This window comes from Curtobacterium sp. LFS079 (assembly GCF_047977865.1).
In the GTDB taxonomy this organism is placed as follows: domain Bacteria; phylum Actinomycetota; class Actinomycetes; order Actinomycetales; family Micrococcaceae; genus Arthrobacter.
In genome coordinates this window covers 341069-364372 of sequence record NZ_JBFPFO010000004.1, presented here as the reverse complement: position 1 = coordinate 364372, position 23304 = coordinate 341069, and the positions used below count along the sequence as shown (strand labels likewise).

Sequence of the window (23304 nt, the reverse complement as noted above, 5' to 3'; positions counted from 1 at the left end):
GCGCTACTTCGTGTCCTTGCCCCGGCGGACCCGGGTGATGATCGTGGGGCAGGGCAGCTGGGCGAGCACAGCGTGCGCGGTCGATCCGAGGAGGAGGCGCTTGAAGGCGCCCCTGCCCCTGCTGCCCAGCACCAGTAACTTGGTTCCGCGGGCCGCGTCCAGCAGCGCTTTCGCGGGTTCCCGGTCGGTGACGAGCACCTGCTTGACTGTCAGGTCGGGATACTCTTCGGCGAGGCCGGCGACAGTTTCGGCCAGGACTACCCGCTCCTCCTCGGCCACCAGCTCGGCAAAGTTTCCCTCGGGAATTCCGCGCTGGAACTGTGGTGGTGGCAGGTGGAAGGCATGAAGAACGGTCAACGGTTGTTGTCCTGTCCGGTCCGCTTCGGCGGCAGCGAATGCCACAGCCTGGGTTGATTCCTCGGACCCATCCGCGCCAACCAGGATCCCGTCGCCGTCGCCGCCGTTTTCGCCGACGACGGCGACCTGGCAGTGGGCCACGGCGGCGATCTGCAGCGCCCGGTCGGTCACCGGGCCTCCGGGCCAGGCATGGCCCGAGCCGATGACCACCATCTCGGCTGTTCTTGAATGCTTCCGCAGGATTGCGCCCGTGCTGCCGGAAGCTACAATGGTCCGCACCTTTACCGAGGGTTCGGTTTCTAATGCGATGGACTTGGCTTTGTGCAGTATTTCCGTTGCGTATTTCCGGAGTTCTTCGCCATAGACGAACGTGTCTGAAGTCCAGCGGTCATCAACCGCGTGGATAAGCAGTACGGGAAGTTTGAGGGCAGCCGCCCGGCGCGTGGCCCAGATCACCCCTGCCTGGCTGGACGCCGTGTCATTGACTCCGACAACAATCGGATTCTTCATTGTGCTCTCCTGTTCTATTCGGCCCGGCGCCTGCGCCCGGTTTCGGTGGATGTACCCGCTCATGGCATGCCGGCCTGGCTGCCGGGCCGAGGAGAGTTGCGGCGCAGAAATGGCGGCGCCACGATCCGTATGGTCGCCAGATAGGTTCCCGTCCCCATCAAGATGAACCCGAGAACCCCAAGCGGCAATGCCTGCACTGCCAGGGCAGCCCACAGAACCAGGGTGCCGACGACGGCTGTGAAGAGCCCGAGCCGGGCATGGGTCCGGTACATCGGACGAAGGGGCGCCGGGCCGAGCTTTGCGGCGAGCCTTGGGTAGTCCTGGCCGAGATCCCGGCCGATCTGTTCAAGCGTTGCCTTTTCGTATTCCGAGTGTGCCATCATTGGCTCCTTTGCCGTGGCGTGACGTGGATGAAATCAGCGCGGATCGTCCAGGAGGATCCCTTCGAGATATTCAGGGACCCTGGCGTTCCACCCGAGTTCGCGCTTGATGCGCACGCGCAGCGCGTCGGAGGCCTCCGGTTCGCCGTGGGTGATCTAAGTCATTCAGGATCCTTGTCCCGCCGGCCTCCAAGAAGAAGCGCGACCCCGTCACGGTATCGGTCGCGCCGAAGAACCGCAGTTGTACGGGTTTATCCTTCATGCTGTCACTTCCTCCGGTCGGCAAGTGTCCTGCCGGGCAGGACACCGGTGTGCCGTCAGTGGATCACGGGGCGGTCATCATGTGGTGATGCCGGTAATCCTCGGTGCTGGGTCTGATCGCCAAGGCGGTCACGATCAGAGCCACTGCGCCAGGGATCCAGGCGCTCCATGCCGCGCCCATGGCGTCCTGGAAGCCTCCAAGCCAGGGGGATACCAGGAGGACCACGGCGATGACTGCCTGGGCCCATTCGGCCGCGGGAAGGCCGGGCCAGGCCAGGTTCGTGGCGCCGCTGACGACGAGCAGGGCCCCAAGCATCACCATCAACGCAGTGGACGAGCCGGTTTGGGTGGTCCACAACACTGACAGGGCCGCATAGGTACCAGCAGCGATGACAGTCCAGTCCTGCCAACGTGTCCATTTCTTCATGAGGGATCATGCTCCTTCTATTCACAGTTCTTGATCGATGGCGGATGACGGCTTGCGGCCCAGTACCGTGCGTGTCTGTCCATTTCCAAGATTGGTCGCCATGGATCGTCCGGAACAGGGCCGAAAGTCATGGACGGGGTGGGTCCTTCGACCCTTGTTAAGGTCGCCCCGGTTCATGAACAATGAATAGCCGCGGCAGATAGAAGTGCAGGAGCCGCAGCCGGGCCAATGACAGGAAAAGCGTGGAACACGTGGAAAGAGAGGATCGTGCCTTCGGTGCTGGAGAGAGGCCGATCCGGGTCTATATCCTCGACGACCATGAGCTTGTCCGCAGGGGACTCCAGGAGATCCTGGAAGGCGAAGGCTTCGAGGTGGTGGGCATGTCCGGCTCAGCCGAGGAAGCCGCCCGCCGGATTCCCGCCCTGCATCCCGATGTGGCGGTCTTGGATGCCCGGCTTCCGGACGGTACAGGAATCGAAGTTTGCAGGGACGTGCGTTCGGTTGATCCTTCGCTGAACTGCCTTATACTCACCAGCTACGACGATGAGCAGGCCTTGCGTGGCGCGGTTCTTGCCGGTGCCGCGGGTTACGTCTTGAAGGAAATCGGCGGGACGGATCTGCTGGGCGCCCTACGCCGCGCGGCCAACGGAGAATCCTTGTTCGATGCAGCGGTCAAGGCGAGGATCGTCCAGGGCCTCACCGAGCCCCCAAGAATGGATCCTCGGGTCGCTTCCCTGACTCCGCAGGAACGCCGAGTGCTGGAGCTTGTGGGGAAGGGCATGACGAACCGTCAGATCGGCGTGCAGATGGCGCTCGCCGAAAAGACGGTCAAGAACTATGTGTCATCAATGCTGGCCAAGCTTGGCTTCGAACGGCGGACCCAAGCGGCGGTATACATGGTGCAGCCGCCTGATGCAGCTGGCTGAGGTCAATCACTGAGAACGCTCACCTGACCGGGACTGACCATACGAGAGTTGTTCCCTCGCCAGGTGTGCTCTCGATCGTGCATTTTCCGTCCAGGTCTGCCGCGCGCCGTCGTATGTTCGCCAAGCCGTTGCCTGGCAGGGGGTCCCTGAATCCGCGGCCGTCGTCCCGGACAGTCAGGGTCAGCGTGCCGTCGTCAGCGGCCACCGTTACTGCGATTTCCTTGGCGTCAGCGTGACGCACCGCATTGCTGAGGCTCTCGGAAATCACTGCCAGGAGGTTGCCTGCCACGCCGTTCGTGACGACGGCGTCAATCCCGCCGGTCAGCACCAGTCGTGGCGCGAAAGGCAGGGACTTTGAGGCTTTGCGGACCGCTTGCAGGATCCGGGAGCTGAGTAACCCGGATTCCCCTTCGCTGGCCCGTAAGGAGTAGATGGTGTTCCGCAGGTCGCGGATGGTTTCGTCCAGTTCGGCGGTTACGGAATCAATTCGCTCAAGAGCGGGTGCGCCGTCAACGAACCGCCGCAGGCTTTGTATGCTCAGGCCGGCCGCGAACAACCGTTGGATTACGACGTCGTGAAGGTCCCTGGCGATCCGGTCGCGGTCAGTGAAGACGACCAATTGCTCCCTGAGCCGGCGGATACGGTCCAGTTCGAGGGCCAAAGCGACGTGGGAACCGAAGACGGACCCCATTTCGACATCTGTCTTGGAGTACGGTCCCTCGCCGGAGCGAAGCAGGATCAACAATCCGTGGTGGGCACCCTGGGCGCTCATGTCGAAGACCACGAGCCTGCGTGAGCTCAATCCGTCGATGGGCCCGAGGACGGTTTCAGGATCCCCGGTCGTCGCCGCTGTTCCGGTGTGCACCACCTCTCTGATGGTTGGCGAATCCGCGCCTACGGTCCGCTCGGAGAAGTCCTCCGCGTGTTCCCCGGCGGCGCCCGCCACTTGGTATGAGGCGCCTCCCTCCGTCGGGACAAGGAGCAGCGCCAGCCGCGAGCCCGATTCCCGGAGGGCACGTTCGGCTATCAGGTTCATCGCCGAACCGACTGGTGACTCGACGTCGTCGCCTTCGAACATCCTGCCGGTGACGTCCATGCACGCTTCCAGCCAAGATGCCCTGCGGCGCGAGTCTTCGTAGAGTCGCGCGTTTTCGATTGCCACACCGGCAGCGGCCGCCAATGCGATGGCCAGGTCCTCGTCTTCGGGCGTGAAGTCGCCTTCGTCTTCCTTCTCCGTGAGGTAGAGGTTCCCGAAGACGGCGTCCCGTACCCTGATCGGCACGCCGAGGAAGGACTTCATGGGAGGGTGATGGGCGGGGAATCCATAGGATTTCGGGTGCTCACGAAGATCATGCAGCCGCAGGGGTTTCGGGTCCGTGATCAGCAATCCCAGCACGCCGTGGCCGGTGGGAAGGGGCCCGATGCTGTGGGCGAGTTGTGCGTCGATGCCTACTGTCACGAAGTGGCTGAGTGACTGGTCCTCGCCGATGACTCCGAGTGCGCCGTAACGGGCGTGCAGAAGATTGCAAGCGGACCTCACCACACGGTCCAGCACTGCCTCGAGGCTGAGATCTTCGGCGACCGAGACCACGGCTTCCAACAAACCCCTCATATGCTCCTGTGCATGCAGGAGATCTCCTGCCCGGGACAGGAAATCCTTGAGCAGGTCTTCGATCCTGATTCCAGGATTTGGCGTCGTCCCGTCCATCACAACCTCACACCGAGTGTCACCAACAGCTTCCTCACCAGCATCTATCATTCATCCAGATCCTGGCTCAAAGGGGAAGCCCACGGGTCTTTGGGCCCTGTTCGGATGGGCACAGTCCAGCGCAACTTGACGGCATGACTAGAGAACCGTCAACGCCCGAAACCGAAGTCCTTGCCTCTGACGAGTGCTGGGCTCTGCGGCGACTGCTCTTCCCTTGGCAGGCAGGCCGCAAGGATCATTTCGTCCGCGTTGTCCCGGGGGCCGTCACCAGCCGCCGGTTCAAAGTCACCCCGCCTCTCACCTGGTGGACCCCCTTGGATGGCGCAAGCCGCGCCCGCTTTGAGTAACACCATCATGAATGTTCCCCAGCCTCCTCGACTGAGCGACTCACGGCTGATCAATGCTGGAACCTTCTCGGCAAGACAGCCGTGGGGAGACTCGCTGTGATCCTGGAAGGCAGACCGGAAGTATTTCCGGTCAACTACGTGCTCGACGACGGCAGCATCGTCTTCCGCACGGCGATGGGTTCCAAGTTCTGGGCCAGCCTCGCGGAGACCTGCGCGTTGGAGGTCGACGGGTACAGCGCGCTTTCCGGGAAGGCCTGGAGCGTTGTTGTGCACGCGCGGGCACGGTTCATCCTTGACCGATCGGAGAAGGCCCGCGTGGATTCGCTGCGCTTGGAGCCGTGGGAGCCGGGGGAAAAGGCCTATTATTATGCGGTTGACTCCAGACACAATCACCGGGCGCCGCTTCAGGACAGTGCCTCCCGGGATATGGACAACCTCCCTCAACGACGAGCGCCTGGAACGGTTCAAACAGTGACGCTAACGGGCCACCAGCACCGGACAACGGACGTTGAACAGGACATCACGGGCAACGGAGCCGAGCAGCACCCGCATGCCACCCTTGCCCCTGCATCCAATGATCAGCAGCCGCGCACGGGCAGCAGCCTCAATGAGGGCTTCACCTGGCCGTCGCGGATCCAGCGCCGAATGCCGCCTCAAGAGCGGTGCGCTCTCATCCAGCCGGAGAAGGGCTTCCCTCAGCAGCTCCTTGCCGAAGCGCTCACGACCGGCAGTTGAATCAACAGGACCGGCCGAACCCCGGGACGCCGGACCACACGCATGAACCACTGTCAACTCATCACCGAAACGCGTCGCTTCAGATGCGGCCCGTTCGAGAGCAAGCCATGATTCGGGGGAGCCGTCCACGCCTACGGCGACCCCGGCAGAATCCGCGGGCAGCACCTCCGGTATGATCGCCACTGCGCAGTGGCTAAGAACGGCGACCTGGAAACTGACGGCGCCGAATCCCTCACCCTTGTCGCCGGGTCGCCTGTCTGTGCCGACAACAACCATCTCAGCGTCGGTTGAGAGTGCCGTCAGGGCTTCCGCCGGCTCTCCGGCTCGGAGGACGGTGTGCAGGTCCAGTGTGGGAAATTTCTCGAGGAGGCGAGTGGCTTCGGTGTCCAGGAGAACCCGGCCCTGCTCGAATACGGCATCAAACTGCTGTGCTTCAGGGAATGCCCAACGCGGCGGGCTAACGTGGGCGACATCCAGGCGAAGCCCGGATGAGCAGGCACGAAGCCCTGCCCAGTCGGCTGCCGCCACGCCTGAGCGCGAACCGTTGATACCCAGCAAGAGGTGCGCATTCATGGCCCTGACCACCTTTCGCGGTGCTATTGAGGCTGTTGTCCCTATTCCACCCATCGATCGAAGAGGGGACAAGGGTCGGAAGGCCTGGCTGTACCGGGACGTGCAAGAGCCGGAACGCGGCTAGGGCCTGAGCAGCCTGTTCCGACCGGAATGGGAGCCTTGGGATCGGGGGACGAGTGTCAAAGACCCTGCGGGGTTGGATGGCCCAGCCCTGGATGCAATGCTCAAGATCGGGCGCTTCTTCACACCAAATGGGTCGGACCGGCGACGCAAGGGCGGTCTTTCGGGAACGCGGCCGTTGGGGGCTTCCGGGGGATTGGGCGGGCGGCTACGACGAGGCCGCGACTCCGTACGCCGCGGCCTGGCCGGGGGGAGATCACATCGGTCCACTATGTGGGGCAGGAGATGACCCGTCCGGCCACCGGCTGGGTGTCGCTGGCGAATGCTTTGGACTGGTCACGACCGCCCGGACGCGGCACGCGTTCGTCGTTCCGGCCCCGCATCGTACGGGAGCTCCTGAAGGGCTTTGTCGGCGTGACGTCGTCCCGTGGCCGCATCAGCCTTTCGTTTGTCCTCGTCAGGAACGGGGCCGTGATGTTATCGAAGGATGCGGACTGTGTTGGATTTGGCGGATTCGGGGCTGCTACCGAGCTTGCTGGTTTCGATGATGCTGAAGGAGTAGTAGCTGCCCGCGCGCAGCCCGGTGATCGTGGCGCTGCCGGCGGATGCGGAAATCTGGAAGCTGGCGATCCGGGTAGTGCCGGAGTAGACGGTCAACGTTTGACCGGTCAGGGCAGAGCCGCCGTCGCTGCCTTTGGTCCAGCTCACTTTTGCGGACCAGCTTCCGGCGGTTGCTTTGACATTGGTTGCCGCGGAAGGCTTGGTGGCGGCCGGTGCAGGGTCGGTAACAGTTACGGCGCCCACGTAGAGGAGCCGGTTGGGGGTCCCGGGGGCGGCGCCGGTAATGACGCCGGCGGTGGCGGAAGTGTTTAGCGCGGACGCCACCTGGGCGGGCGTCAGCGACGGTGTCCGGGCGAGCAGCACGGCCGCCGCGCCTGCCACATGCGGGGACGCCATTGATGTTCCGGACATGGTGGCGGTGGCCGTGCTGGAGGTGTAGTAGTCCGAGTTGATGCCGACGCCGGGGGCGTAGAGGTCCACGCAGGTTCCATAGTTCGAGAACGAGGCCTGCCGGTCCGACGAGTCGCTGGCTGCCACCGTCAGGGCTGCCGCTACCCGTGCGGGGGAACTGGCGCATGCATCGGCGGCGGAGTTGCCGGCCGCGACAGTTGCGGTGACGCCGTCGTTGATGACGTTCTGCAAGGCTGCGTCAAGGGTGGAGCTGGTGCCCCCGCCCAGGCTCAGGTTGACCACGGCTGGGGTGCCCGCGGTGTGGTTCGCTGCCACCCAGTCCAGTCCGGCGATCACGTCCGACATGGAGCCGCTGCCGTCACAGCCCAGGACGCGCACCGGAATCACTGTGGCGCCCTTGGCGACACCGTAGGTGCTGCCGGCGAGGGTTCCGGCCACGTGAGTGCCGTGCCCGTTGCAGTCGGAGCTGCCCCGTCCGTCGGCGATGGCGGAGTAACCAGCCGCGACGCGGCCGCCGAAGTCGGCGTGGGAGGCCAGGACACCGGTGTCGACGACATAGGCGCTGACCCCGGCACCGGTGGACGGGGGAGTAAAGGTGGTCGAGAGGGGAAGGGCGCGCTGGTCGGCACGGTCCAGGCCCCAGGGCGCGTTCGCCTGCGTGTCCGTGGCCCTCACCGGCAGGTCCGGCTCAACACTCACGACGTCGTGGGAACCGGCCAGCATCTTGGCCTGGGCCGGGGTGGTGGTCACCACGGCGGCGCGCACCGCCGTCGTAAATGTGCGGCCCACAGTCTTTCCGGAGCTTCGCAGCGATTTTGTTGCGGCGGCAACATCAGTTCCGGGGGCGTAACGGACCAGGTAGCGGGCAGTCTGCTCGGACGCACCTGTCGCTGGGACTGCCGAGGCCGCCGGTGCCAGTGAGCCCAGCGAGATGGCTGCGAAGACGGTTGCGGCGAAACTGCGGGAGAGGGAGCGCACAATGTACCTTTCAATGGTCCGCTCCCGGGTGGAGCGGCAGAACGTGATGAATACACATTTCCGGCCTGAGCGGCGCAGGGGCGGTTAGCCGGAGGCTTCCTAGTCCAAGACCCCGGCTCGTGGCCGCGGACAAGGAAGCGATGGTCAGGCTAGCTGACTGCAGTGAGCTGCTTGGCCAGCGCCGCGGCCTTCTTCAGCGCTGCGACCGAGGAGGCATCGGAAGCGGAGCTGATGGACTGTGGCAGGAGCTACGGCCATCACAGCGCCTGCTCCCGCGGACAGAATGGCATCGGTGGCCAGTATGCCCGCGGCGATTTCGTGTTGTCCGACATGGATCGACTTTCCAAAGATTGATTTTCCAGCGTGAGTTTGACGGTCCGTGCCGTGATCGACGTTAAGAGTGACCCCGAGCCGCGAATCCCGCTCATTTGGCTCGCCCATACCAAATTAACAAGACAGGAGTGCCGTTGGGCCCGGATCAGGGAAATCCTGCACAAATCCTGCGGCAATGCCCGCAAAAGCTGCCTCCCGGCATCACGGCTGCCGCGGGCGAAGATCCGAGCCGGTGCCGGGTCTGTGTCGGGCGGGCTTATCCAAGCGCCGGGAGTGGCCCGCGTGTGGTTTGCGCCAGGCCGCCCAGCCGGCCGGGTGGACTGTCGGGCGGCCCGGAAAGTAGCCTTGCCCTGACCTGATTCCGAGCTGGAACGCCGTGGTGAGTAGAAATCGGCTGTGGACACTGTCCACACTCTGACCTCCGGACTGCGCCTTACATCGGCCGGACTGACACACAGGGTACTGGGCATGTTTTCGGGGGAGTGGCGGATTCTCAGGGCCTGGAATGCAATTCGAGTCCCACCTCGGGTACATGTTTAGTGGCCCTGGCCCGTTCGCCGCCGTCGAGTTCTTCGGGATCCGTGCCGACGAGCCCGCTGTGGCTCTCCCAGTGCCGGGTGCCGGATAGTAGTCGACGGACTCGTTTCTTGCCGAGCTGGCTCGTTTGCCGTGCGCGCTGGGGTGATGAGACCGTCTTCTCCACCGCTGTCGGCCCCCGTTCCATCCGCGATTCCCTGAGGCGGCATTCAGCGTTCGCCGGTGCGGGCATGAGCATGTTGGGACGCTGCCGGGCGTCAAACTCCAGATGCAGGGACGGCCTCTACCGGTCCAGCGGTACCACCAGAACTGTATAGATACTGAGGGCAGCGAGGACGACTACGCTTGCCGCAAGGCTCGCTGTCGATGCGGCGTTCGGGGCGATGTGTTCCCGGTTGATGCCTGTGATGGCGCGAAGATAGCGGTGTTTGCGGCTGAGGTTGATGGCCCCGGCGGTGGCGACGGCGGCCGCGACAAGGGTGCCGGCGAACCAGCCGTGGTGGGGCATCCAGCGTAGGAAGATGGATGCGGCAACCACCAGGGACATGGCGGTCCGGCGCCATGCGAGATCGCTGCGTTCGGGCTGGAGCCCGGCGTCGCCATGCGTTGGCGTGGCCGGTTGTCCCTGCATGTTTCAGGCCTGCCCGACAACGACAAACACGACCATCGTGCCGGCAACGAGGGCGCCCCCGATGGCCAGGACGGGTGCGATGAGTGGAAGCGGCAGCGGATTCCTATTCCGGATGGAGCGTTCAACATTGAGCCATCGGAAAAAGGATCCGGCGCCGATCACGAGGCCCAGGGAAAGCAGGATTATCGCGATGGGTTTGCGCAACGTGGGGAGGAAGTGGTCCGCCGTGAAGGCTTCGACCGCGATCCCGCCGGCAATCAACGCCAAGGATGTGCGGATCCATGCAAGGAAGGTGCGTTCGTTGGCGAGGGTGAACCGGGGATCGGGTTCGGCCCCGCCGCCCAGGATTCGGGCCGGGAATGCGCAGCGTTCGCCTTTTGCCTCTGCTGTGCGGTCTTCTGCCATGTGGTCTCCATCAAAGTGCGGGGTGGTGCGGGCGCCGGGTCCGTATGCCGTCAAGTGATGGCAATTGTCCGGAAGCCGCAGTTGCCGGAGGACGAATCGGGCGTGTTGTAGCTGCGGGCCGCGACCCGGTATCGGTTGCAGTAGGAGTCGTGGCAGAGGTAGGAGCCACCCCGCATGACGCGCCCGGCGCCGCTGCTCGGTCCCTTCGGGTTCTTGGTGGGTGAGTTGCGGTAGTAGTCGGGGAGGAACCAGTCGGCGCACCATTCCCAGACGTTTCCTGCCATTTCGTAGAACCCGTAGGCGTTGGGCGGGAAGGACTTCACGGGTGCAGTTCCCAGGAAGCCGTCTTCGCTGGTGTTGATGGTCGGGAAGGTCCCCTGCCAGATGTTGCACCGGTGCTGGCCCCCGGGGGTGAGGTCGTTGCCCCAGGCGTAGCGCATGCCCTCCAGCCCGCCGCGGGCGGCGTACTCCCATTCAGCCTCCAGGGGCAGGCGACGCCCGGCCCAGAGGCAATAGGCGATGGCATCGTCATGCGAGACATGGACCACCGGGTGGTCTGGCATGCCGCGCCAGTCCGACGACGGTCCCGTGGGGTGCGCCCAGTCGGCCCCGCGGATGTCCAGCCACCACGGTGCACCGGCGGCGGCGCCGAGGACGTCGCTGCCGGTGGCGGTGGAGAGAAGGTGGAAAACTGCGGAGGAGCCGTATTGCTCGGCCTCCGTGCGGTAGCCGCTGTCCTGGACGAAACGGGCAAACATGCTGTTGGTTACCGCTGTTGAATCCATCCGGAACGCGTCAACCCGTACCTCGTGCACGGGAGTCTCCCCGTCCCGCGGGTAACCTTCTCCGTGCGCGTCTCCCATGCGGAAAGCGCCGCCTGGAAGGCCGACGTCGTGATGGACCGCCCGCTGCCCGGAAGGCCGGGAGGCGAACGGTCGGCTGGAAGCGGTTTCCGGCCGGGACGGACCGCGGCTTGAACAGCAAGTCACCGCAACTCCAGCTGGTGCACTTGGAAGTCGTCCTCGACGTGCCGTCCGACCAGGACCTGGAAGGTTCCGCGCTCGAACTGCCAGCCGTCGTCGTAATGGCTGAAAGAGCGGGCAGGGATCCTGATTTCCATGCTCCCGGCGCCGCTTGCCGCCAGGTGGATGTCGCCGTAACCGGCCAGCCAACGCACGGGACGTTCGATGCTGGACCCGGGGCGCGCCAAATACACCTGGACGACCTCGCGTCCGGTCCGACGCCCGGTGTTCGTCACGGGGACATGGACTGTCACGTCCTTGCCGGCCGCCGCAGTGATGGGAACGTGGGCGCGGCCCAGCTCGAACTTGGTGTAGCTGAGACCGAAGCCGAACGGATAGGCCGGGCCGGGACCGCCGTCGGCCTGCTGCTTGAGCCATGCGCGGTACCCGATGTGAATGCCTTCGGCGTAAACGACCTGCCCGTCGACCGGGGTGGTGGACAACACCGGGACATCCTCGATCGAAGCCGGCCAGGTGGTGGGGAGGCGGCCTCCCGGTTCCTGTTCGCCGAGGAGGATGTCAGCGATCGCCGTGCCGAACTCCTGTCCGCCGAACCAGCCTTGCACTATCGCACCCACTTTGTGGCGCCACGGCATGAGTACTGGTGCGCCGGAGTTGACCACGACGACGGTGCGCGGGTTTGCTGCTGCGATTGCCTCCACGAGGCTGTCCTGGTGGCCGGGAAGATCAAGGTTGTCGCGGTCGAATCCTTCGGATTCGATGGCCGAATTCGTGCCGACGACGACGACTGCGACATCGGCATCCCGGGCGGCTGCGACGGCGGCGTCGATTTCGGCCTGCGGGTCCTGGACGATGGCCTCCTGGCCGAACGTGAAGACGCTGAAGGGAATCGCCCCGGCCAGCTCAAGCTGGTATTCAACTTCGATCCGGATCTTTTGGCCTTTGTCCGCCCGGACAGGCGTGCTGAATGCAGGAGGGGAAAACAGGGCCGCTCCGAGCACCTCCGTGGTGTCCTTGAGCTCGTCGTCGAAGAATGTCTTCCCGTCGATGAGCAGCTTGATGCGGCCCACGGTGGCCACACCCAGGTTGTGTGTTCCGCCACCCGGTGCTGTCCAGAAGGTCTCGGCCCGGACTGCGGCCGTCCCTTCGGGAATCCCCAGTCCGAACCAGATCAGTTGGGACGCGAGGCGGTCCTCCGAAGAAATTTCGGCGCCGTCCCTGTCCAGGAAGGTCAGGCGGACTCCTTGGCCGCCGGTGGCTGGGTTGGTCAGCTCGCTTCTGCGGAATGGTTGGATGCCCTCGGCGACTTTGGCGCCGCGCGAGTAGCTGATTTCAACGCTGTCCGGGAGCGCGCTGCGCAGTCCCTCCAAAGGGGAGACAACGTGCTTGGGCATGACGGTTGCGCTGCCGCCACCTTGCGTACGCGCCTCTTCGGCATTGTGGCCGATGACGGCCACCCGGCTCAGTGCCCGGGCATCGAGGGGAAGGAGGGCTTCTTCGTTGCGAAGGAGAACAGCGCCCAGCACAGCAGTGTCGCGTGCGACCTGCCGCGCGTCCAGGGTTTCCACGGGTTGGTGGACTGCCGGTTCGAAGCCCTCCAGCACGCCAACGCGTGCAGCGAGCCGGAGGATGCGGGCCACCTTCTCATCGATGGAGGCCATGCTGACGTGGCCTTCCTTGACAGCGGTGACGAGCTTTGGTCCCCAATGGCCGATTGGCCCGGGCATTTCAAGGTCCTGGTGGGCGTTCGCTGCAGCCTGCGTCGAGCGGACACCGGTCCAGTCCGACACCACGACCCCGTCGAAGCCCCACTCAGTGGAGAGCGGTGTCTTGAGGAGGTCGTTCTCGCTCATCGTGGTGCCGTTGGTGGAGTTGTAGGCGCTCATGACCAACCAGGCTTTGGCATCGGTGATGGCTTCTTCGAATGCCGCCAGGTACAACTCCCTCAACGCACGCTCTGCGACCACGGAGTTCGCCGTGAACCGGTCGGTTTCGGCGTCATTTGCCACGTAATGTTTGGGCGTGGCGCCGACACCGGCGGACTGGACGCCGCGGACATATGCCGCTGCGAGGCTTGAGGTAAGGCGGGGGTCCTCGCTGAGGCATTCAAAGTGCCGTCCCCCCAACGGGGACCGGTGCAGGTTGATGGTGGGCCCGAGCACCACGTGGACGCCCTTCCGGCGGGCCTCCTGGCCCAGGACCTGGCCGTAGCGCCGGGCCGCCTGGACGCTCCAGGTTGCCGCCAGCGCCGTCGAGGACGGCAGGCTGATGGAGTCATGCCTTTCGTCGAAGTCTTCACCCCGCACGCCTGCAGGCCCGTCGGACAGGATGATTCTGCCGAGTCCGATCTCGGGCATGGTCCGAGTGGACCAGACGTCTGCGCCCGTCAGGAGCTGGACCTTCTGTTCGAGGCTGAGCTGTTCGATGAGTCCGTGGATTCGGACATCGAGGTCCGCTGGAGTGGTCTGGGTGGGGGCCATGTGTGGTCTCCTTGAGGATTGTGTGTGGAGATGGGGGAGTTGGCGGGCAGCGGGAGACGGACCATGGTTCTTCGTGCGCCCCGGGCTGCCGGCTGCTCAGTTGGCCGGTGCTTCGGCCCGGCGGCGCTCCAGTTCGTTGACGACGCGGTGGACGTCGCGGGGGTAGTAGCGGTGCAGGAGGGACAGCACCAACGCGTTGGCGAGCATGAGGATCACCAGCGTCCAGAGGAAGACGGTCTGGATGCCGAGGCTGGCCGCCAATGCGCCGGCGCCCAGCGAGAAAACTGCCCATCCAATGGTCTCGAAAACGGTGAGGAAGATCGCGAAGGCCTGGCCGCGCAACTCCGGGAGGATGACGGCGGCCACAATCGGGCGGTTGGCCGGCGGATTGGCTCCTTGAGCGAAGCCCATGAGTGCCCAGAAGATGCCGTAGAGGGCGATGGAATCGTACCGGAGTTGGGTTGCCAGGAACGCGACGGCGGCGAACATGATCTGCGCCCCCTGGAGGTACGCGACCCGGCCGTTATGGGGCAGGACGCGGTCCAACAGGCCGACCAGCCACCCTCCGCCGACCGTGCCCGCGAAGTAGCCCAGTCCGAAGGGCACCAGCACTATTGCGGCCACGACGTTGGTGAAGCCGCGTTCCGTGACGAGGAACTGGATGCCGAAGATCGTGATGAGCAAGTGCCCCGAGAGCAGGCGGGAGACCATCATCACGGAGAAGGTCGGGATCTTGAACAGCGAAAGGACGGAGCGGAAGGTGACTTTGGGTGCGAGACGGTCCCGTCCCGTCAGGTCTGCGAGTTGTTTCTCGGAGGCTCCCACTCCAGGATCCTTCAGGAGGGCTGCCACGACGAAGCCGGCAGAGATGCAAATGCCGCCGATAGTCCACATTCCGTAGCGCCAGCCGTCACCCAGCCCGGTGAACAGGGCGATCAATGGAGCGACAAAGGAACTGATCAGGCTCATGAAGCCGTAGAAATAGCCGGCCGCCTTTCCCCGCTGTTTGTCGTCGAAGGAGTCCGCGATGATGGCGTTCGCGATCGGGCTGCCACCGATGATTGCGGCCGACATGAGGGTGTTGAAGATCAGCAGCTGGACAAAGTCGTGGGCAAAGCCGGCGGCAATGCCGAACCCACCTCCGACGAATGTCGTCGCCACGAGTGCGTTGCGGCGGCCGATACGGCTGGCGAGCCACATCCACGCGGGACCGGCGGGCACCGCTACCAGCTTGCCCAGTGCGGCCATCAGCCCGAGGTGGCTGCTTTGCAGTTTGAGGGCTGCGGCGATCGTAGGGAAGAGGGTGGTGCTGAGGCCGGATTCGGTGTTGTCGACGACGGTGACGCCGGTGAGGACGGCAAGGTTCCGCCAGCGGTGGGGGACGTGGCGGGCCTGGGCGGCGCCTTCGTTTTGATCAGTGACCGTGGAGCTGGGGTTGAGGGTCATGAGGGTCCTGTCTACGTTGTCAGGGATGGGGATGCGATTCAGGCCGTGGGGATGTGGGCCAGGTTTTCGGCGACGTTGCGCAGGGCGTCCGGGCCGATGGGGAAGACTGCAGCCAATTGGTAGAGGCTCAGTTGGACCGGCACGTTCACCAATTCGGTGGATGCCGTACCGGGCAGGTATTCGGCGAGGATTTCACGGGCCCGGGTGTCCTGCAGGAGTTCCAGGAGGGGGACAGTGAGGGCTTCCCCGTTGCCGGGGAAACTTGCCAGTGGCGGGAGTGGCTCGAGTGCGTTCCGCGCCCGCTCTGCCTGGGCACGGCCGAGGAGGTGTTCCATGCCCGGTTCTGTGTCGAAGGGGATGCCGAGGCGCTCAAACTGGCTCCGAGGTGCATCGCTTTGGTGCATGAGGCGGGCCAGGAGTTGCAACATGCGCAGTTCCAGGCCGTCGTCGGTGAGCGGCCGGAGCTGCTCCGGATCAGTTTCGAGGTCGAAGAGGAGGGTGCCGTGCATCCAGGGGTTCATCAGCGAACTCGTCATGACCCGGATGGTGCGCAGGCCTTTTGTGAAGGTGAAGGGCTGTCCGGGTTCCCAGTCAGCAAGCTCGGGGGCGGTGAAGCGGCTGCGCATGTGAGTGGGCATGAGGGTGTAGTTCTCAAGGGGGGTGTTTGAAGGGGCGGCAGCGGCCCTCATGTAGACATAGCGGCCGTCGGTGACGTTGACGTGGCCGCCGTGGATGCCGAAAAGGGCGGCATCCCGCACCTCGGTGTCTTCCTCGAGAACCGCGGCAAGATCCTGGCCTTGCATGTCCGCCGTCGGTTCCAAGCCGAAGTAGCGCAGCATCGTGGGTGCGATGTCGATGGTCTGGGCCAGTGCGCCTCGCCGGGTGTCCCGGCCGCGGGTGCGCGGATCCCAGAGGAACATCGGCAGGTGCACGAGTTCGTTGAACCAGGGCTGGACGGACTTTGCCCACCAGCCGTGCTCGCCGAGCAGGAAGCCGTGGTCGGTGTTGACCAGCAGGAGCGTGTCCTCCCACATGTTGTATTTGTCCATGGCATCGAGGACCCGGCCAAGGGACTTATCGCACATGGAAACCAGCGCAGCGTATTCGAAGCGGGCGTGCTCGACCTGGTCGGGAGCCTCGGTGACTTTCTGATAACCGGGCCAGTCGAAGTCCGGGCCGTCGTAGCTGTGCGGGTACATCGCTTTGTAGGCCGCGTGCGTAAAGAACGGTTCGTGCGGATCGAACAGTTCGATCTGCAACATCCACCGGTCGGCGGCCTGGTTGACGTCGATGAAATGCATTCCTGCATCAACGGTCCTGGTCTGGGAGTGCTCGGCTTCGGTGGCCATGTAGGCACGATTGATCAGGTCCTGCCGCTTCATGGCTGAACGCCAGTTGCCGGTGCGTTCATCGTCGGAGACAACGCCCTTCCACGGGTCGCCCTCCTGGCCCCGGAAGAACTCCCACGTGGTGTAACGGGGATGGTAAGTTGCCCCGCCGTCTTCCCAATAGTGGGGGTGATCCGAAACCAGGTGGGTGTGGATTCCCGCCTGCTTGAGCATTTCCGGCATGGAGTCATCAAAAGGCTCAAGCGGTCCCCAGCTGCGGTGGAGGAAGTTGTACCGGCCGGTGTGCATTTCGCGTCGGGCAGGCATGCAGGGCATGGAACCGGCATAGAAGTTGTCGAAGGTAGCCGATTTCGCGGCAAGGCGGGCAAAGTTCGGAGCATTGACCATGGTCTCCGCGGCATACGGGGAGAGCATGTGCCTGTTGAGGCTGTCGAACATGAGGATAATGGCCCTCATTGGAGTCCTTTCGGAACGACCCGGTTTACGCGGGCCGGGTATCAGTGGGAGTGTTCCGAAGATCCCGGAACTGAAGTCAGCGAACGCGAAGTGAGCTTCCCGTCGAGAAGGCTGCGTCGAAGTTCGATCATGGCGGTCACGTGTGCGTCGATGGCCGCCGCGCCCATCTGGTGCAAGCGCTCTCCAAGCGACTCCGTGAGTTCGGCATCGAAGGGGATGGTAGGAGCCCATTGCTGCCGACGGTCCCGGAAGCGGAACCGGGCAATCTCGTCCTGGCGGGTATCGATTTCTGTGTCGAGGATCCGCAACAGTTGTTCTGCGCTCATGAAGCCCGCGAACATCAAGCGCACGCCCAGATCCGGATCCTGGAAACGAGTGGGCGGGTGGTAGGGGCCGGTGAGCCAGTCGAGGAAAACGGTCGCACCTTCGTTTGTCACGCGGTACGTCTTGGCGTCCTGCGCTCCAGGACGCGCTTCCACGCTATGGGTGACCCATCCTTGGTTCTCCATAGCCGCCAGCGTCCGGTACACCTGGCTCATTTGGGTGTTGGATCGCAGAAATCTGCCATGCGTATCCATGTACTTCTTGAGGTCATACCCGGTGCTCGGGTGCTCAAGGAGGACACCGAGAAGGATGTGCTCGAGCTTCATCGCGTCGACTCCCTTTATTGCGGCTTTGACGTGACCTGCATCACGATCTCCACTTCAGGATGACACAAGTGGAATATTTAGTCAATGACATTTGTGGAATAGGTGTGGCGGGCTTCGCCCCTGCAGGCTCCGCGGTGGCCATGCAAATGGCCACGCCGACCGAATTCGAGGCGACCCACTGCCGCGCTTCCCGCAACTCGTATGACTGCGGCACGGAACCTGCGCCGGTTCAGACAGACCCCGGTGAGTTGACGGATACAAGCAATTAACTTGTCAACTCTTGACCAGGTGAGGATCGCACCCTTAGGGTTCTGATATATGAGTCGCATATCACAGTTGGCCGTGCCCGACTCGAGGTTTTCATCTCGATGGGTCGGCGCAAGGGTGCCGGAAACCAAGGCCTTGCCATAGCCATCTTGAAGAGCAGTGATACATGACGACGCCGAAATCATCTCGCGAGTCCCGCGCGGCCACATCGGCTGGCATCGAGCCAGCCGGCACGTCCACCGGTCGCTAAGGGGCTGTGCGGCTGTCCGTGCGTCCAGGAAAAGGCACTCGGGGTGCCGTCAGCGGTTTGCGCTGAAAGCAGAAGGGAACAACGCTCCATGAGTAATCCGACCAGGACGACGGCCTCCGTCGACACCGACATATCAAAAGAGACAAGCTCCAAATTCAAACGCCGCTTCATGGTGCGGCTCGTCGCCGTGTTCATCGGGGGCATGTTCCTCGACGGTTACATCCTCGGAATCATCGGCCCCGTCACCGGACTCATGCGGTCCGACCTCCAGCTGGACGCACTGTCCCTGGGCATGATCGCTGCCGGCCCACTGGTGGGCATCTTCGTCGGCTCCCCGCTGGCCGGCTGGGCTACCGACAAGTTCGGACGCAAACCCATGTTCCTCGTGGACATGGGCCTGTTCCTGCTCGCCTCAGCGGCCCAGTTCTTCGTGACGTCCGGAGACGGGGCCGTGATGCAGCTGGCCCTCATCCGCTTCTTCATGGGCGTGGCTATCGGTGGCGAATACTCGATCGGCGGGCCATTGCTGTCGGAGTTCTCCCCTCCAAAGCTCCGCGGGCGGCTGCTCGGGCTGACTCTGATCGCCTGGTACGTCGGTTTCATGATGGCATTCATCATCGGCACGCTCCTGCACGACGCCGGCGCACCCTGGCGCATCGTCATCGGCACGAGCACGATACTGGCGCTCATCCTGTTCGTCGCCCGAATCGGCCTCCCCGAGTCGCCCAGCTGGCTCATCACGAAGGGACGGCGCGAGGAAGCACTCGCGATCGCACGCAGATACGTCGAGTCGCCCCAGATGCACAACAGCATCACCGAAGAGATCGATCTGAGAATGATCCAGGAAGCCGAAGCCGCAAAGAACAGGACCAAAATCAAGAGCGCCTCCTTCGGAATGCTGTTCTCGAGGCAGTACTGGCGCACCACCCTCTTCACCTCAGGTTTTTGGTTCTGCGCGGTCACCCCGTACTTCGCGATCGCGACCTTCGCTGACGAGGTGCTCAACCAATTCGGCTTCGGCGGCGGCTGGGCCGGTGGAGTCGGCCTGTCCGCACTTGCGGCAGCGGGTGTTGTCACCACCGTGCTTCTGATTGACAAGCTCGGCCGCCGAATCCTCACCGTGCCCGGGCAGTGGCTCTGCGCAGGCATCTTGCTGGTCATCGGAGTCTGGGCGAACGCACCAGCGATCCTCGTGCTCGCGCTGTTTCTCGCCTTCTCCTTCTTCAATGCCGGCTACACCACGATGACCCAGGTCTATCCGGCCGAGGTATTCCCCGGCCACCTGCGCGGCATCGGCATGGGCTTCGCCGCGGCCTTCAGCCGCATCGGAGCCGCACTCGGCACCTTCGCCCTGCCATGGGCGATCAGCAACATCGGCATGGGCCCAAGCATGGTCGTAGCCGCCGCCGTCGCATTACTCGGCGCAGTCCTCTCGCAATGGCTCGCGCCTGAGACGAAGGGGCGCACCCTCGCCGAGATCTCAACAGACTTCTCCCACTGATACCGGGACTGCACGGTGACTCCAAGCCAGAGCTAAGGCCCTCGGGCGGATCATTGCCAGTTGGCAATGATCCGCTTTGGGTGCCGGCCTCCTCGGAGGAAGGATCAGTTACGTCAAGCAGGCACGGAAGTCCTAGACGAAGCTATACCCTCCTTCGTTGATATTCGCCTGGTCAGATAACCAGCAAATTGGACGCGGTCGCCGCAAGTCCTCTGATGCTGTGGGCTCCACGATGGAAAGCCGATCCCCGGTTGCAGGCAAGCCCCAAATTTCCGTCAGGCGGGAATTGCGTTTGGAGGGCCAAGCGTGTTGGGCAATGGTGTGGGCGAGTCGGTGGGAGTCGGTGCCGGATTCGATGATGGTGCCATTGAAGGTGAGACGGTCCACGATCGCGGCGCAGAGCCGGGGTCGGTGAATGTTTTCGTCCAGCCGGAGAATGATTCGTTCGACGCGATGGCGATGGAGTGGCTGTGACAGGTTTGGATGGCCCCGGTAGGACGGGGTGGATTCTAACGAACGTCGCAACACTCATCGGTTAAATCTGGGTGTTAGGAGCCTAGCAAAGCATTCTGCCGGGGTGTCATCCCCGAGTATCGCGTGAGGCCTGTCATTGAGTGCAGCGGCCACTGACGCGAGGTTCGCGGGTGAGTGAAGAGCGAGGTTGGTCCTCTTTGGGAAGTACTGCCTGAGCAGGCCGTTCGTGTTCTCGTTCGTGCCTCGCTGCCAGGGCGATCGGGGCTCGCAGAAGTAGACGGGAACGCCGGTAGCGGCGGTGAAGTCGGCATGAAGGCTCATCTCTGTGCCCTGGTCCCAGGTCAGTGATCGTGTCATCGACGCCGGCAGTTGCCCGAACGCCCGGATTAGGCCGTCCCGAAGTTCGCGGGCTCGGTGGTGCCCGGGTAGATGGATGAGCATCAGGTAGCGGGTGCTGCGTTCGACCAGGGTGGCGATTGCGGACCGGTTCTGGGTTCCCATGATGAGGTCGCCCTCCCAATGGCCTGTCGGGGCACGATCTGCGGGGCCGAACGGTCGGTCATTGATCATCAGCACGTCCCCGGGGAAGCGGATGGCTCTCCGGGGTACTGCTCTGTTGGGCCGACGACGGCTTCGCCGCGTGCGCAAGCACTGGACCAGCTCGCGTCGGAGCCCGCCCCTGCCCTCGATATAGAGGGCTTGGTAGATCGTTTCGTGCACCAGATGCAGCTCGGGCCGGTCCGGGAACAGGGCTTTGAGTCTGCGGCAGATTAGGCTCGGACTCCACCACTTGTTTAGGTGGTTCTGGATGAATTCCCGCAGTTCGGGCGTCCGGGCGATCTTGCCTTGCCGGGGGCGTTGACGGCGGGTGCGAGCCAGCTTCTGCGCATGGTGCGGACGGCAACTCCCGCCTTGGTGCCGGTTCCGGCGGACTTCACGACTGATGGTCGACGGCGGCCTGCCCAGCTCTTCGGCGATCGAGCGAAGACTATGCCCGGCACGGTAGCGGTCCGCTATCGTGATCCGTTCGTCCTCCGACAGATACCGTGCGGAAACGGCCTCTGCCGGTTCTCTGATTAACGACACAGCCGGATATTGATAGGTGCGGCCTGTCAGCGGGTCCTTCACGGCCCGGCCGTACCGCCACCGGGTGCCGGTTCTCCGGTTGATACCCAGCGTTCGGCAGATCTCGGTGTTACTGAACCCTTGCTTCATGAGCCGAACATAACTGGCCCGCTCCGCCGTCATCCCGGAGGGACCCGGCTTCAGCCCCAACTTTCCATCCTTGGCCAAAACAAACTCCTGAAAATCTCAGGTGTTGCGACGTTCGTTAGAATCCACCCGGTTATTTCTGGCCCCACTTCGTGACTCGCCGGGCATTGGTGACGGTTATATGTGGCCCCGCCCGGGACCGGCGCTCCTCAATCCGCCGGGTCAAAGCCGCGAACTTTCCACGGAACAAGTGGCTCGGGGACTTTGATTTCGACGCGAATCCGAACATCAACCCGGCCACGATCCACACCCTGGCCACCGGGCACTGGATCCGCAAAGGCTCACCCCTATGCCTGATCGGGGACTCCGGCACAGGCAAAACCCACCTGCTCATAGCGCTCGGCACCGCGGCCGCGGAACAGGGCTACCGGGTCAAATACACCCTCGCGACCCGGCTCGTGAACGAACTCGTCGAAGCCGCGGACGAGAAGGTCCTGGCCAAGACCATCGCCCGCTACGGCCGCGTGGATTTGCTGTGTATTGACGATTTGGGCTATATGGAGCTGGACCGCCGCGGCGCCGAACTCCTTTTCCAGGTCCTCACCGAACGGGAGGAAAGAACTCCATCGTGATCGCCACCAACGAATCCTTCTCCGGCTGGACCAAAACCTTCACCGACCCGCGCCTCTGCGCTGCAATCGTGGACCGTTTGACCTTTAACGGCGCCATCATCGAAACAGGCACAGACTCGTACCGCCTCGCCCACACCATCGCGCAACAAACCGCTACCTGACCAGAGTGGGCGCGTTGGTCGACAGGAGTTCGCTACGAAAGAGCGTTACGCACCGTCCGCGTTATGCGGGTCGCCTCCAAGGGTGTGGGCAGTGGTTTAGCGGAGACAAAGTCCGTGATGTCTAATGCCAGAACAATCAAAGCAAAGCTCACCGTCGCAACGCGTAGTACCGGGCGTTCGCTCGGGTGCTGGGGACTGGGTGTGTCCAGTGGGTCACAAAGGGTGGCGCTGCTGTTCTACCGACCTTACCCCGAAGCTCGTCTTTCGCTAGTTGTTGCGGGTCATGAGGTTGGTGACGGGACACGAATCTGATGCAGAAGCTGCCCGTGTGGGCATCACAATAGTTGTATGGACTCACAGGAACGTCAGCACAGAATTCTGGACCTGGCTCGGGCAGAGGGGAAGGTGGACGTTGCTGGCTTGGCGTCCACCTTCGGTATTGCCGTGGAGACCGCCCGCCGGGACCTGCGCGCCTTGGTCGACCGGGGTGTGCTCCGCCGGGTACACGGGGGTGCTGTGGCGGTGGAGACCACCGGGTTCGAGTCTGATGCCGGGTACCGGGCGAGTGCGAATGTCGGAGAGAAGCGCCGCATCGCCTCGGCCGCGGCAGCATTGCTGCACGGCGCCGAGTCGGTCTATCTCGACGAGGGCTTCACGCCGAGGCTCATCGCGGAGGAACTCGCCTCCGTTGCCCGGCTCACGGTCGTCACGGCCTCGTTGCCGGCAGCTCAGGCCCTCGCTTCCAGCACTGGCGTGACAGTCCTGCTCCTAGGCGGGCGGATGCGCGGGCGCACCCTCGCCACTGTAGATCATTGGGCCTTGCGGATGCTCGGCGAGCTCCAGATCGACGTGGCGTTCCTCGGCGCTAACGGGATCTCCCGCGAACACGGGCTTACGACACCGGACCCGGCGGTGGCCGCCATCAAGACTGCGGCTGTCAACCAGTCACGCCGGCGCGTGTTGGTGGGCACTCACACCAAGTTCGGCGTCAGCAGCTTCTGCCGGTTTGCCATGGTCCCCGATTTCGAAACGATCGTTACCGACCAGGGCCTTTCTGTCCACGAGGCCAAGCGCTACGAGGCGTTGGGGCCGCGGGTTCTGCGTATCTGAGCCTGTGCGTTGGCTCAGGGCGGTTGCTGCAACCCCTTTGCGGATCGGCGATTTCGAGGTCTCCGAGTCGGGCATGAACCGGGCATTTCAGGGCGCCCATTCGGGCGTGCAGTTCCTCTCTCTTCCTGCACAT

General features: G+C 63.8%; 18 protein-coding genes and 5 pseudogenes. 7 read left to right on the top strand and 16 right to left on the bottom strand.

Annotation, left to right across the window (positions count from 1 at the left end):
- Positions 1 to 3: 3 nt before the first annotated feature.
- The 4 genes from ACNQPB_RS09970 to ACNQPB_RS09955 all read right to left on the bottom strand — a co-directional run bounded on the left by ACNQPB_RS09970 (position 4) and on the right by ACNQPB_RS09955 (position 1935).
- Positions 4 to 867 (bottom strand): universal stress protein, encoded by an 864-nt coding sequence (locus ACNQPB_RS09970; protein WP_498751244.1) that lies wholly within the window; start codon positions 865 to 867, stop codon positions 4 to 6.
- A 59-nt stretch (positions 868 to 926) separates the two neighbouring features.
- Entirely contained in the window at positions 927 to 1247 is a 321-nt protein-coding gene (locus tag ACNQPB_RS09965) for a DUF3040 domain-containing protein (protein WP_498751243.1), read from the bottom strand.
- 36 nt (positions 1248 to 1283) lie between these two features.
- Positions 1284 to 1403, bottom strand: coding sequence for an MBL fold metallo-hydrolase RNA specificity domain-containing protein (locus tag ACNQPB_RS09960; protein ID WP_498751309.1), 120 nt, complete (start codon positions 1401 to 1403; stop codon positions 1284 to 1286).
- 169 nt (positions 1404 to 1572) lie between these two features.
- A complete protein-coding gene (locus ACNQPB_RS09955) occupies positions 1573 to 1935 on the bottom strand; it encodes an SPW repeat protein (protein WP_498751241.1) in 363 nt (120 codons plus the stop codon).
- A gap of 251 nt (positions 1936 to 2186) precedes the next feature.
- On the opposite strand from ACNQPB_RS09955, the gene ACNQPB_RS09950 reads away from it, so the two are divergent.
- Entirely contained in the window at positions 2187 to 2861 is a 675-nt protein-coding gene (locus tag ACNQPB_RS09950) for a response regulator (RefSeq protein WP_498751239.1), read from the top strand.
- A 19-nt stretch (positions 2862 to 2880) separates the two neighbouring features.
- On the opposite strand, the gene ACNQPB_RS09945 is transcribed toward ACNQPB_RS09950, so the two are convergent.
- Positions 2881 to 4473, bottom strand: a complete 1593-nt coding sequence (locus ACNQPB_RS09945) for a sensor histidine kinase (RefSeq protein ID WP_498751237.1) — start codon at positions 4471 to 4473, stop codon at positions 2881 to 2883.
- Between the two features lie 299 nt (positions 4474 to 4772).
- Here ACNQPB_RS09945 and ACNQPB_RS09940 point away from each other — a divergent pair.
- Together ACNQPB_RS09940 and ACNQPB_RS09935 are read left to right on the top strand one after the other, a co-directional pair.
- Positions 4773 to 4916, top strand: a pseudogene (locus tag ACNQPB_RS09940) (pyridoxamine 5'-phosphate oxidase family protein); the annotation flags it as partial.
- 81 nt (positions 4917 to 4997) lie between these two features.
- Positions 4998 to 5219, top strand: a pseudogene (locus tag ACNQPB_RS09935) (pyridoxamine 5'-phosphate oxidase family protein); the annotation flags it as partial.
- 174 nt (positions 5220 to 5393) lie between these two features.
- Here ACNQPB_RS09935 and ACNQPB_RS09930 read toward each other — a convergent pair.
- Positions 5394 to 6224, bottom strand: a complete 831-nt coding sequence (locus ACNQPB_RS09930) for a universal stress protein (RefSeq protein ID WP_498751235.1) — start codon at positions 6222 to 6224, stop codon at positions 5394 to 5396.
- Between the two features lie 293 nt (positions 6225 to 6517).
- Between ACNQPB_RS09930 and ACNQPB_RS09925 the strand changes: the two are divergent.
- Positions 6518 to 6716 (top strand): annotated as a pseudogene (locus ACNQPB_RS09925) (hypothetical protein); the annotation flags it as partial.
- Positions 6717 to 6821: 105 nt separating this feature from the next.
- Here the strand turns inward: ACNQPB_RS09925 and ACNQPB_RS09920 are convergent.
- The 8 genes from ACNQPB_RS09920 to ACNQPB_RS09885 form a co-directional block, all read right to left on the bottom strand.
- On the bottom strand, positions 6822 to 8294 hold the full coding sequence (locus ACNQPB_RS09920; RefSeq protein ID WP_498751233.1) for a S8 family serine peptidase: 1473 nt from the start codon (positions 8292 to 8294) through the stop codon (positions 6822 to 6824).
- Positions 8295 to 9447: 1153 nt separating this feature from the next.
- Positions 9448 to 9795, bottom strand: a complete 348-nt coding sequence (locus ACNQPB_RS09915; RefSeq protein WP_498751231.1) for a DUF202 domain-containing protein — start codon at positions 9793 to 9795, stop codon at positions 9448 to 9450.
- Positions 9796 to 9798: 3 nt separating this feature from the next.
- A complete protein-coding gene (locus ACNQPB_RS09910; protein ID WP_498751229.1) occupies positions 9799 to 10200 on the bottom strand; it encodes a YidH family protein in 402 nt (133 codons plus the stop codon).
- Between the two features lie 50 nt (positions 10201 to 10250).
- Positions 10251 to 11189, bottom strand: coding sequence for a formylglycine-generating enzyme family protein (locus ACNQPB_RS09905; RefSeq protein ID WP_498751227.1), 939 nt, complete (start codon positions 11187 to 11189; stop codon positions 10251 to 10253).
- Complete coding sequence (locus ACNQPB_RS09900) at positions 11186 to 13663, bottom strand: beta-glucosidase H (RefSeq protein ID WP_498751225.1); 2478 nt, start codon at positions 13661 to 13663, stop codon at positions 11186 to 11188. The genes ACNQPB_RS09905 and ACNQPB_RS09900 overlap by 4 nt, the downstream gene beginning before the upstream one ends.
- 96 nt (positions 13664 to 13759) lie before the next feature.
- Positions 13760 to 15109, bottom strand: coding sequence for an MFS transporter (locus tag ACNQPB_RS09895; protein WP_498751224.1), 1350 nt, complete (start codon positions 15107 to 15109; stop codon positions 13760 to 13762).
- Between the two features lie 38 nt (positions 15110 to 15147).
- Entirely contained in the window at positions 15148 to 16914 is a 1767-nt protein-coding gene (locus ACNQPB_RS09890) for a sulfatase (RefSeq protein ID WP_498751223.1), read from the bottom strand.
- Between the two features lie 41 nt (positions 16915 to 16955).
- Positions 16956 to 17564, bottom strand: coding sequence for a PadR family transcriptional regulator (locus tag ACNQPB_RS09885; RefSeq protein ID WP_498751221.1), 609 nt, complete (start codon positions 17562 to 17564; stop codon positions 16956 to 16958).
- A gap of 605 nt (positions 17565 to 18169) precedes the next feature.
- On the opposite strand from ACNQPB_RS09885, the gene ACNQPB_RS09880 reads away from it, so the two are divergent.
- A complete protein-coding gene (locus ACNQPB_RS09880; protein WP_498751219.1) occupies positions 18170 to 19582 on the top strand; it encodes an MFS transporter in 1413 nt (470 codons plus the stop codon).
- Positions 19583 to 19891: 309 nt separating this feature from the next.
- Here the strand turns inward: ACNQPB_RS09880 and ACNQPB_RS09875 are convergent.
- Both ACNQPB_RS09875 and ACNQPB_RS09870 read right to left on the bottom strand, forming a co-directional pair.
- Positions 19892 to 20049 (bottom strand): annotated as a pseudogene (locus ACNQPB_RS09875) (ATP-binding protein); the annotation flags it as partial.
- Between the two features lie 61 nt (positions 20050 to 20110).
- Positions 20111 to 21271 (bottom strand): IS30 family transposase, encoded by a 1161-nt coding sequence (locus tag ACNQPB_RS09870; protein WP_498751217.1) that lies wholly within the window; start codon positions 21269 to 21271, stop codon positions 20111 to 20113.
- A gap of 191 nt (positions 21272 to 21462) precedes the next feature.
- Between ACNQPB_RS09870 and istB the strand changes: the two are divergent.
- A pseudogene (gene istB, locus ACNQPB_RS09865) lies at positions 21463 to 22061 on the top strand (IS21-like element helper ATPase IstB); the annotation flags it as partial.
- A gap of 348 nt (positions 22062 to 22409) precedes the next feature.
- Positions 22410 to 23171: a DeoR/GlpR family DNA-binding transcription regulator gene (locus ACNQPB_RS09860; RefSeq protein WP_498751216.1), complete on the top strand. Its 762-nt coding sequence runs from the start codon at positions 22410 to 22412 to the stop codon at positions 23169 to 23171.
- Positions 23172 to 23304 lie beyond the last annotated feature (133 nt).

Bases quoted from the DNA above. Each gene is read 5' to 3' on its own strand.
- ACNQPB_RS09970 (WP_498751244.1), bottom strand. From the start codon at position 867: ATGAAGAATCCGATTGTTGTCGGAGTCAATGACACGGCGTCCAGCCAG.
- ACNQPB_RS09965 (WP_498751243.1), bottom strand. From the start codon at position 1,247: ATGGCACACTCGGAATACGAAAAGGCAACGCTTGAACAGATCGGCCGG.
- ACNQPB_RS09955 (WP_498751241.1), bottom strand. From the start codon at position 1,935: ATGAAGAAATGGACACGTTGGCAGGACTGGACTGTCATCGCTGCTGGT.
- ACNQPB_RS09945 (WP_498751237.1), bottom strand. From the start codon at position 4,473: ATGAGGGGTTTGTTGGAAGCCGTGGTCTCGGTCGCCGAAGATCTCAGC.
- ACNQPB_RS09930 (WP_498751235.1), bottom strand. From the start codon at position 6,224: ATGAATGCGCACCTCTTGCTGGGTATCAACGGTTCGCGCTCAGGCGTG.
- ACNQPB_RS09915 (WP_498751231.1), bottom strand. From the start codon at position 9,795: ATGCAGGGACAACCGGCCACGCCAACGCATGGCGACGCCGGGCTCCAG.
- ACNQPB_RS09910 (WP_498751229.1), bottom strand. From the start codon at position 10,200: ATGGCAGAAGACCGCACAGCAGAGGCAAAAGGCGAACGCTGCGCATTC.
- ACNQPB_RS09900 (WP_498751225.1), bottom strand. From the start codon at position 13,663: ATGGCCCCCACCCAGACCACTCCAGCGGACCTCGATGTCCGAATCCAC.
- ACNQPB_RS09895 (WP_498751224.1), bottom strand. From the start codon at position 15,109: ATGACCCTCAACCCCAGCTCCACGGTCACTGATCAAAACGAAGGCGCC.
- ACNQPB_RS09890 (WP_498751223.1), bottom strand. From the start codon at position 16,914: ATGAGGGCCATTATCCTCATGTTCGACAGCCTCAACAGGCACATGCTC.
- ACNQPB_RS09885 (WP_498751221.1), bottom strand. From the start codon at position 17,564: ATGAAGCTCGAGCACATCCTTCTCGGTGTCCTCCTTGAGCACCCGAGC.
- ACNQPB_RS09880 (WP_498751219.1), top strand. From the start codon at position 18,170: ATGAGTAATCCGACCAGGACGACGGCCTCCGTCGACACCGACATATCA.
- ACNQPB_RS09870 (WP_498751217.1), bottom strand. From the start codon at position 21,271: ATGAAGCAAGGGTTCAGTAACACCGAGATCTGCCGAACGCTGGGTATC.
- ACNQPB_RS09860 (WP_498751216.1), top strand. From the start codon at position 22,410: ATGGACTCACAGGAACGTCAGCACAGAATTCTGGACCTGGCTCGGGCA.